This is a genomic window from Phycicoccus elongatus Lp2, assembly GCF_000367525.1.
Taxonomy (GTDB): Bacteria; Actinomycetota; Actinomycetes; order Actinomycetales; family Dermatophilaceae; genus Phycicoccus_A; species Phycicoccus_A elongatus.
The window spans coordinates 2969928-2978279 of sequence record NZ_HF570956.1 but is presented as its reverse complement, the minus strand read 5'-3'; the positions used below and the strand labels follow the sequence as shown (position 1 = coordinate 2978279).

10 protein-coding genes are annotated in these 8352 nt (G+C 69.3%); 6 read left to right on the top strand and 4 right to left on the bottom strand.

The window, feature by feature from the left end; translation table 11 throughout:
- Nucleotides 1-60 precede the first annotated feature (60 nt).
- The gene (locus tag BN10_RS14415) at nucleotides 61-486 is read right to left on the bottom strand and encodes a hypothetical protein (RefSeq protein WP_010851986.1); all 426 of its coding nucleotides are present in this window, start codon (nucleotides 484-486) and stop codon (nucleotides 61-63) included.
- A 305-nt stretch (nucleotides 487-791) separates the two neighbouring features.
- Between BN10_RS14415 and BN10_RS14410 the strand changes: the two genes are divergently transcribed.
- From BN10_RS14410 to BN10_RS14400, 3 genes are all read left to right on the top strand, one after another.
- A complete protein-coding gene (locus BN10_RS14410) occupies nucleotides 792-1724 on the top strand; it encodes a hydroxymethylglutaryl-CoA lyase (protein WP_040753835.1) in 933 nt (310 codons plus the stop codon).
- Between the two features lie 173 nt (nucleotides 1725-1897).
- Nucleotides 1898-2851 (top strand): hypothetical protein, encoded by a 954-nt coding sequence (locus tag BN10_RS14405; RefSeq protein ID WP_010851984.1) that lies wholly within the window; start codon nucleotides 1898-1900, stop codon nucleotides 2849-2851.
- A gap of 19 nt (nucleotides 2852-2870) precedes the next feature.
- Nucleotides 2871-3791 (top strand): aldose 1-epimerase family protein, encoded by a 921-nt coding sequence (locus BN10_RS14400; protein ID WP_010851983.1) that lies wholly within the window; start codon nucleotides 2871-2873, stop codon nucleotides 3789-3791.
- On the opposite strand, the gene BN10_RS14395 is transcribed toward BN10_RS14400, so the two are convergent.
- Nucleotides 3749-5062 carry an MFS transporter gene (locus BN10_RS14395; protein ID WP_233354337.1) on the bottom strand — a complete coding sequence of 438 codons (1314 nt, stop codon included), beginning with the start codon at nucleotides 5060-5062 and terminating at the stop codon, nucleotides 3749-3751. The two genes, BN10_RS14400 and BN10_RS14395, sit on opposite strands and share 43 nt — an antisense overlap.
- A 161-nt stretch (nucleotides 5063-5223) precedes the next feature.
- Here BN10_RS14395 and BN10_RS14390 point away from each other — a divergent pair, with 161 nt between their 5' ends.
- Both BN10_RS14390 and BN10_RS14385 read left to right on the top strand, forming a co-directional pair.
- Nucleotides 5224-5625, top strand: coding sequence for a cold-shock protein (locus BN10_RS14390; protein ID WP_010851981.1), 402 nt, complete (start codon nucleotides 5224-5226; stop codon nucleotides 5623-5625).
- Entirely contained in the window at nucleotides 5622-6365 is a 744-nt protein-coding gene (locus tag BN10_RS14385) for a DUF3027 domain-containing protein (protein ID WP_010851980.1), read from the top strand. The genes BN10_RS14390 and BN10_RS14385 overlap by 4 nt, the downstream gene beginning before the upstream one ends.
- Before the next feature lie 24 nt (nucleotides 6366-6389).
- Here the strand turns inward: BN10_RS14385 and BN10_RS14380 are convergent, their stop codons facing one another.
- Both BN10_RS14380 and BN10_RS17875 read right to left on the bottom strand, forming a co-directional pair.
- Nucleotides 6390-6638 carry a DUF2530 domain-containing protein gene (locus BN10_RS14380; protein ID WP_010851979.1) on the bottom strand — a complete coding sequence of 83 codons (249 nt, stop codon included), beginning with the start codon at nucleotides 6636-6638 and terminating at the stop codon, nucleotides 6390-6392.
- On the bottom strand, nucleotides 6635-6886 hold the full coding sequence (locus tag BN10_RS17875) for a hypothetical protein (RefSeq protein WP_233354335.1): 252 nt from the start codon (nucleotides 6884-6886) through the stop codon (nucleotides 6635-6637). Before BN10_RS17875 ends, BN10_RS14380 begins: the two co-directional genes overlap by 4 nt.
- On the opposite strand from BN10_RS17875, the gene BN10_RS14375 reads away from it, so the two are divergent.
- The gene (locus tag BN10_RS14375) at nucleotides 6876-8231 is read left to right on the top strand and encodes an NCS2 family permease (protein ID WP_233354333.1); all 1356 of its coding nucleotides are present in this window, start codon (nucleotides 6876-6878) and stop codon (nucleotides 8229-8231) included. The genes BN10_RS17875 and BN10_RS14375 overlap by 11 nt on opposite strands.
- The last annotated feature ends 121 nt before the right edge of the window (nucleotides 8232-8352 follow it).

Below are 8352 nucleotides of genomic sequence, written 5' to 3'. Positions count from 1 at the left end.
AACTCAACTCGCAGCCGACCACATCCATAGGTGTGGTGGGGTGCGAGATCTGTCCGAGGGTCAGTATTGGCTCGTGTCCGTCGCGACGCCGATCACGATGAAGGCGATGACCGCGAGGATCGCCAGGGCGAAGAGGGAGCCCAGCACGATCCAGCCGATTCTGGCCAGCCGGCGCGAGCCCTCCCAGTCAGTGTTCTGCTTGGTCATCGCGATGATGCCGATGATGAAGGACGGCAGCCCGATCAGCGTGAAGTAGCACGAGAAGACCAGCAGGCCCGAAATGATCGTGAGCACCAGGCCCGAGACGTTGGTCTGCTGCGGCGCGGCATACCCGACCGGCGGGACGCCGTACTGCGGGTACGCGGACGGCGGCGGGGGCGGGTAGGCCTGCGGGCCGGGCGCCGGGTGCTGAGCCGGTTGGTAGGTCGGCGTCTGGTAGGCCGCCGGGGGGTATGCCGCGGGCGGCGCCTGGGGTGGTGGCGGCACCGAATCCGGTGGACCGGCAGGGGTGGGGTGGGGGGGGGGGCAGTGGGGTAGGGCGGTGTCCACTGAGGGAGAGCCTCGGTCGGCGGGGTCGTCTGGGCCAGCGACTGGGTTGCATCCGCTGGGCTCGAGGTCGGCTCGGGAGCCGGTGCCGTCGGGTCGCTCGGCTGCTCGATCGGTCGGTCGTCGCTCATTTGCTGTCCTGCTTCGTGCACGGGGCGCCCCCTGCGCCGTTCGCGCATATCCAATCACGACTGTTCGGCTCACTCGACGTGCAGTGGGTCACGTGTGAGGATCGAGTGGTGACGATGCGCCGGCCCGACGTCGTGCCCGATCCGACCCTGCCCGCACGGGTCACGATCTATGAGGTCGGGGCACGCGACGGCCTGCAGAACGAAAAGGTTGCCATCCCGACCGAGATCAAGGCGGAGTTCATCCGCCGGCTCGCTGCCACCGGCCTGGAGACGATCGAGGTCACCTCTTTCGTCAACCCGACCTGGGTTCCCCAACTGGCGGATGCCGCGGAGCTCCTTGCTGAGTTGGGCCAGGACGGTGTCGGTCCCCGTCGTCCGGTGCTCGTCCCCAATGAGCGCGGCCTTGACCGGGCCCTGGCGGCGAAGGTGGAGGCGATCGCCATCTTCGGCAGCGCCACCGAGACCTTCGCCCAGAAGAACCTCGGGCGCAGTGTCGCCGAGTCGGTCGAGATGTTTCGACCCGTCGTCACACGGGCCAGGGACCACGGCCTGTGGGTGCGGGCCTATGTGTCCATGTGTTTCGGCGACCCCTGGGAAGGGCCGGTGCCGATCGCCCAGGTCGTCGATGCCTGCGCCTCACTCATGGACCTGGGGGCCGACGAACTCTCCTTGGGCGACACGATCGGCGTGGCGACCCCCGGACAGGTTGTCGCCCTCCTCGACGCACTCGCCGAGCGCGGCCTGGCTCGCGAGCGGACGGCGGTGCACTTCCACGACACCTACGGGCAGGCACTCTCCAACACCATGACCGCCCTGCGCCACGGCATCACGACCGTCGACTCGTCGGCCGGGGGACTGGGCGGCTGCCCCTACGCCAAGAGCGCAACGGGCAACCTGGCGACCGAGGACCTCATCTGGGCGCTCGAGGGCGCCGGCATCGACACCGGGGTGGACCTGGAGGCACTGGTCGCCACGTCGGCCTGGATGGCCGAGCAACTCGGCAGGCCCGCCCCTTCTGCCGTCGTCCGGGCGCTCGCGGGGGCCTGAACCGGCCGTCCTGAACCGGCCGGCCCTGACCGGCCGGCCCCAACGCCTCACTCGCCGGTCTTTTCTGGGAGCAACCTGTGCCTTGGGCCGATCTTCCTGTGAATCGGGTCGCGGGGCTGTGAATCCTGCCCTCGCCGCCTGTGGCACGCATGTGACGGACTGATCATTGGGCCATGAGTGAGCACCGACCCACGACTCCCGGCGACCCCAAACCGCAGGTTGACCCCAACCCCCAGGGCGCCCCCAACCCCCAGGGCTCCCCCGACCCGACCGAGGCCTTGCCTCCGGTCGATGCCACCACCGAGATCCCCTCGGCCGACGCCGCGCCCGCGTGGACCGCTATTGACGAGAGCGAGCACGAGTTGCGCACCGCGCACGTCCCCACGACCGACGAGGGCGCGGGGATTCCGCCGGTGCCTCCGTCAGCACCGGCGGCAGCGGGACCGTCGGTTGCCGGATTCGGCGCCTCTGGCCCCGGTGGTGGGAGCCGGATCGCGTCCGCCTGGCGTTCGGTGTGGGGCAACGGCTGGGGCAAGGCCGCCATCATCGGTGTTGCCGCCCTGGCCACGCTGGCGATCGTCGCTGCCATCGGGCTGAGCGCCTTTGCCTTCGGCCACCATGGCGACCGCGACGGACGCAATGGTGGCCGCAACCAGTCCATGCAGCGCGGCGGCTGGGGTGACGATGAGCAGGGCCAGGATGGTCAGGGCCAGTCCGGGCGCCAGAAGGGTCAGGGCCAGAGGGGCACGAACCAGATGCCCAACCAGATGGGCCCCAACCAGATGCCCAACCAGCCGGGCGCCCTCCCCGATGGCAGCACCCTCCCCGGCGCCGGCCGGTCCGGCGCGCTCGCCGGCCTCGGCAACGTCCTCCACGGCGAAGTCGTCGTGGGTGGCACGAACACCCGGACCGTGCTCTACCAGGTTGGCGAGGTCACCGAGTTCACCGCGGGCCAGTCACTGGCAGTCAAGAGCGCGGACGGCTTCACGGCGACCTACGCCGTGACCGCCGACACCGCCGGCGCGACGGGCGCCCTTACCGTCGGAGCCACGGTGCGGGTCATCGCCGACAAGGACGGCGCCAAGGCCACCCGCGTCCAGGTCCTCCAGGCGGGCGCCACCAACTGATCCCGCTAGGTTGGCTGCCATGACGGCCCGACCCTGCGGCACCCAGTGGACCCTCACCACCGACCTCGACGAACTCTGCGTCGTCGAGGTCGGTGGCACCCTGCGTTCCTGGCGGCACGCTGGCGAGGAGGTCCTCGCCGGCTTCGCTGCCGACGCACCGATCGACGCCGGGCGTGGCCAGCAGCTCATCCCGTGGCCCAACCGGATCCGCGACGGCCGCTACACCTTCGACGGGACCGCTCGCCAACTCCCGATCACCGAGGTCGCCCTCGGCAACGCCAGCCACGGGCTGCTCCGATGGGCGCCGTGGCACCTTGTCGACCAGGGAGAGAACCACCTCACGGTCGGCGTCACCCTCCACCCGCAACCGGGCTGGTCGTGGACGCTCACCGTCACCACCAGGTATGCCGTGGGGCCCGATGGCCTGTCAGTCACCTCCCGCGTGATCAACGAGTCCGACACGGTTGCGCCCTTCGGGGCGGGCTGGCACCCCTACGTGCGCACCGAGTCGCAGCCCGTCGAGAAGGTCGTGCTGGAGATCCCGGCTGCGGAGTACGTCTCGGTCGACGATCGGCTGCTGCCAACCGGACTCGAACTCGTCGACGGCACTCCCTACGACTTCCGCGAAGCCCGCGAGGTCGGCAGGAGCGTGCGTCTCGACACGGCATACCGGGGATTGCGCGCGGACGAAGACGGGAAGTGGCGCGTGCACGTCGACCTGCCCAACGGGACGCGCCACACGGTATGGGGAGAGGTCGAGGCCTTCCCATGGCTGCAGGTCTTCACCGGCAAGGCCGAGGCGGAGCACGCACCGCCGCACGGCGTCGCGGTCGAGCCGATGACGTGCCCACCCGATGCATTCAACTCGGGGGAGTCGCTGATCCGGCTGGAGCCCGGTCAGTCGTGGACCGGCACCTGGGGGATCTCGACCTCGTCCTGACCCGCGGCCCGGTCGCGAACGCCGTTGACCGCCGGCGGGACGATCCGCTCGATGCCGAGCGCTGACGCGGCGACCACACCGCATCCGACGATGAGAATCGCGATGAAGGCGACCCACCGGTCGTCGTGGAGGACGAAGCCGGCCATCATCGGGCCCGTGATCGCGCCGAGTTGGAAGGCGCCGGAGTTGACCGAGTTCGCGCGGCCCCGGGTGTGATCGTCGGCGAGGTCGTTGACCAGGGCGGGGATCGTCGACTGCATCATGGTCTCGCCGAACCCGAAGAGGGCCATGAAGCCGACGACGGCGATCACGGCGCTGGTGGTGCCGGGGGCCAGGCCCGTCGCGCCGAGCACCACCCAGGACAGTGCCCAGATCGCCGACATGACCATCAGGACGCGGGTGCGACGCAGGCCCTCGATGCGTTGAAGGACGGCGAACTGGAGCGTGACGATGACGAGCGTGTTGGCCGCGAAGGCGAGGCCGAGGGTGCGGGTCGAGACCTCGCTCACCTGACGGGCGAAGGCAGGGAAGCCGCTCTCCATCTGGCCGTAGCCGACGAAGGTCGTGATGAAACTCAGGCCTGCCAGCCAGAGGACGGCCGGGGTCCTGAGCAGGGCGCGATAGCTGCCGGAACCGTCGTCGTGCTCCGGGGCCGGGACCGGGGCGCCGTCGTGGCGCAGGGGCCCGATGAAGAGGGCGAGGGGGATGAGCATGCACACGGCGTCGAGGACGAAGATCGTCGTGAACGTGGCTGGTCGGTCGACCGCGACGAAGAATCCGCTGATCACTCCGCCCAGGCCGATCCCCAGGTTGACCAGGGCGAAGTTGACCCCGAAGAACTGCTGCCTGGCCGGTCCGCTGACGACCGTGGCGATGAGGGTGTTCCAAGCGCCCCAGTGCATACCCCAGCCGACGCCCATGACGAGGACCGCGGCGAGAAACCAGGGCAGGGACGTGCCGAAGCCCATGAGCAGGGGCGCCGCGATGGCCAGGGTGGTCGCGGCGATGACGACCCTGCGACTGCCGATCCGGTCGGTCAGGGCACCGCTCGGGCCGGTGATGACGAAGGCAGCGACGGCGATCAGGCCCATGAGCACGCCGGCCGTGTCGAGGCTGACGTGCCGGACCTCGGTGAGGTAGACGATCGTGAAGGGCAGGACCATGCCCCGACCCAAGGTGGTGATGGCGGTCGTCGACAGCAGCCAACGACCCGACGGTGAGAGGGCACGCCAGAGGCCGGCCAGGGAGACCTTCGGCTCGGTGTCGCTCACGATCGGCCAGCCTGCCATCGGAGACCGACAGCGTGCCTCCCGTTTTCCGGGTACGGGGGCGAGAACGGGAAACAGGGCGCGCGGCATACCCCCGAGCAGTTAACCTTGATGTCGGTCGCCCGATCGGGCGACCACTTCGACATGCGACCAAGAGGTGTTCCGTGCCCACTGGCAAGGTGAAGTTCTTCGATGCCGACAAGGGCTTCGGCTTCGTCGCCACCGACGACCCCAGCGAGGGCGGTGACGTCTTCGTGCCCGCGAGCGCGGTGCCGGCCGACGCGGTCCTCAAGGGCGGCACGAAGATCGAGTTCAGCATCGTCGAGGGCCGCCGCGGCAAGCAGGCGATGGCCGTGCGTGTGCTCGACCCGGCCCCGTCGGTCGCCGTGAACCGCAAGGTCCGCGACCGGAAGGACCCCGAGCAGATGGTCGTCATCGTCGAGGACGTCATCAAGTTGCTCGACTCCGTCTCGGAGTCGCTGCGGCGTGGGCACTACCCGGACAAGGGCCACGGCAACAAGGTCGCGCAGGTGCTGCGAGCTGTCGCCGCGGACCTCGAGCTGTGAGCGCTGCCGTCAAGACCGACACCACCCTCGCCGCGGCTGCCGATCAGGCGCGGGCGTCGCTCGAGGGCATCGCCGAGCCCGGCGTCGTGGGCGACCACCTCGGACTGACGATGGTCGACGAGCGGCTGGGGACGCACCACTTCACCTGCACCTCGGCGGCATACCCGGGGTGGCTGTGGGCGGTGACCGTGACCCGCGTGCCGCGCGGCAAGGTCGCCACCGTCTGCGAGACCAATCTCGTGCCCGGTGACGGTGCGCTGCTCTCTCCGTCGTGGGTCCCGTATGCCGAGCGGCTGGCTCCCGGTGACATCGGACCCGGCGACGTGACGCCGTTGATCGTCGACGACCCGCTGCTGGAAGCGGGTTTCGAGGCGACCGGCGACGAGGACGTCGACCAGTTGGCCGTGTGGGAACTGGGTCTCGGCCGACCGCGGGTGCTCTCCGCCGAAGGTCGGGAGGCGGCCGCGTCGAGGTGGTATGCCGGTGGGCCCGGTCCGTCGGCGCCCATGGCCACCAAGGCGCCGGCTCCGTGTGCGACCTGTGGCTTCTTCCTCCCCATGGCGGGGGCGTTGCGCGCGGTCTTCGGGGTGTGCGCCAACGAGTGGTCGCCCTCGGACGGGTCCGTCGTCAGCCTCGACCACGGCTGCGGGGCGCACAGCGAGGTCGATGTCGACAAGCCCGAGCCGGAGCGCGTCGCGCCGCCGCTCGTCGACGACTATCGGCTCGACGTCACGCCCTGAGTGGCGCAGCCCTGCGGTCGCGACCTACTCGGCGTCCGAGGCGTTGCCCCGACCCCGGGCGACATAGGCATAGCCCAGACTGCCCAGCACCAGGCCGCTGACGCAGGCCCAGGGCCACCACGCGCGGTCACCGGAGTGCAGAGGCGGGATGGCCACGGTGGCGATCAGGGCGATCAGCCAGGCGGCCAGGCCCCAGATGACGATGCGCCGGGTCGGCACGTGGAGCGGCTGGAGCTCCTGGGGAGTTGCCATGGTCGGCCGACGCTCGCTCACGCCGCCACCTTAGTCATGCCGCTGGGCATGTCCCGGACGCCGGTCGGCGACAGTTTCACGGACGCCCGTGAGAAGTCGGCCTGACCTGCCACTATCCTCTGCGCCATGTCCCAGACCGCGGTCGAACGACCGTCAACCCCGCAGCCGTCGAGCGGCGTCGACCGCTTCTTCAAGATCACCGAGAGGGGGTCGAGCGTCAGCCGGGAGATCCGCGGTGGCGTCGTCACCTTCTTCACGATGGCGTACATCGTCGTCCTCAACCCCCTGATCCTCAGTTTCGCGAAGGACGTCAACGGTGACTTCCTCGGCGGCGGGTCCGGCGATGGGTCCAATCTGTCGGCCATCGCCGCGGGCACCGCCCTGGTGGCCGGCCTGCTGACGATCTTCATGGGCCTGTTCGCCAACTACCCTCTCGCCCTGGCCACCGGTCTGGGTCTCAACGCCTTCGTTGCCTTGGCCATCGCCTCCCAGATGACCTGGGCCGATGCGATGGGCCTGGTCGTGCTCGAAGGCATCCTCATCCTCATCCTCGTGCTCACCGGCTTCCGGACGGCCGTGTTCCACGCCGTGCCGACCCAACTCAAGGTTGCGATCTCGGTCGGCATCGGCCTGTTCATCGCCCTCATCGGCTTCGTCGACGCCGGCTTCGTGCGGCGCACGGCGACCGGGCCGGTGCCGGTGCAACTCGGCACCGACGGCTTCATCAACGGGTGGCCGACCTTCGTCTTCGTGCTCGGCCTGGTGCTCGTCGTCATCCTGTGGGTGCGCAAGGTCAAGGGAGCGATCCTCATCGCCATCGTGGCCACGACGATCCTCGCGATCATCGTCGAGGCCATCGGCAAGATCGGCCCGATGGTCGCCGGCGACAAGGTCAACCCGACCGGCTGGAACCTCGTCGTCCCGGGGATGCCCAAGGACATCATCTCGACGCCCCAGTTGGACACGGTTGGTCACTTCTCGCTCTTCGGCTCCTTCGAGCGGGTCGGCATCGTCGCGGCCATCCTGTTGATCTTCACCCTGATGCTCGCCGACTTCTTCGACACCATGGGGACGATGACGGCCATCGGCGCCGAGGCCGGGTTGCTCGACGAGGAGGGACTGCCGCCGAACACGACGAAGATCCTGGTCGTCGACTCCATCGCTGCGGCCGCTGGTGGCGCCGCCGGTGTGTCGTCGAACACGTCCTACATCGAGTCGGCCTCGGGCGTCGGTGAGGGTGCGCGCACCGGGCTCGCCTCGGTCGTGACCGGTGCGCTCTTCCTGCTCTCGATGGTCTTCGCGCCGCTGGTCGAGATCATCCCCTCCGAGGCCGCGGTGCCGGCCCTGGTGCTCGTGGGCTTCCTCATGATGCAGCAGGTCAAGGAGATCGACTGGAACGACCTGGAGATCGCCATTCCGGCGTTCCTCACGATCGTGCTCATGCCCTTCACCTACTCGATCACGGCGGGTATCGGCGCCGGCTTCGTCGCCTATGTGTTGATCAAGGCGGTCCGGGGCAAGGCGGCGTCGGTGCATCCGCTGATGTGGCTGATCGCCTTCCTCTTCGTCCTCTACTTCGCGATCGACCCGATCAAGACCCTGCTCGGGGTCTGAGACACGTTCCCGGAACGACGTTCCCGGGCCCACGTTCCCGGAGCACCCACCCCCGGAACCCGTTCCCGGAGCAACCACCCCGGGAACACAACTCGCAGCGGACCACAGGTATACCTGTGGT

What these genes read in the sequence shown, in the direction of transcription:
- BN10_RS14375 (WP_233354333.1), top strand. Translation starts at nt 6,876, where the DNA reads ATGGCGTACATCGTCGTCCTCAACCCCCTGATCCTCAGTTTCGCGAAG.
- BN10_RS14400 (WP_010851983.1), top strand. Translation starts at nt 2,871, where the DNA reads ATGACGGCCCGACCCTGCGGCACCCAGTGGACCCTCACCACCGACCTC.
- BN10_RS14405 (WP_010851984.1), top strand. Translation starts at nt 1,898, where the DNA reads ATGAGTGAGCACCGACCCACGACTCCCGGCGACCCCAAACCGCAGGTT.
- BN10_RS14410 (WP_040753835.1), top strand. Translation starts at nt 792, where the DNA reads ATGCGCCGGCCCGACGTCGTGCCCGATCCGACCCTGCCCGCACGGGTC.
- BN10_RS17875 (WP_233354335.1), bottom strand. Translation starts at nt 6,886, where the DNA reads ATGTACGCCATCGTGAAGAAGGTGACGACGCCACCGCGGATCTCCCGG.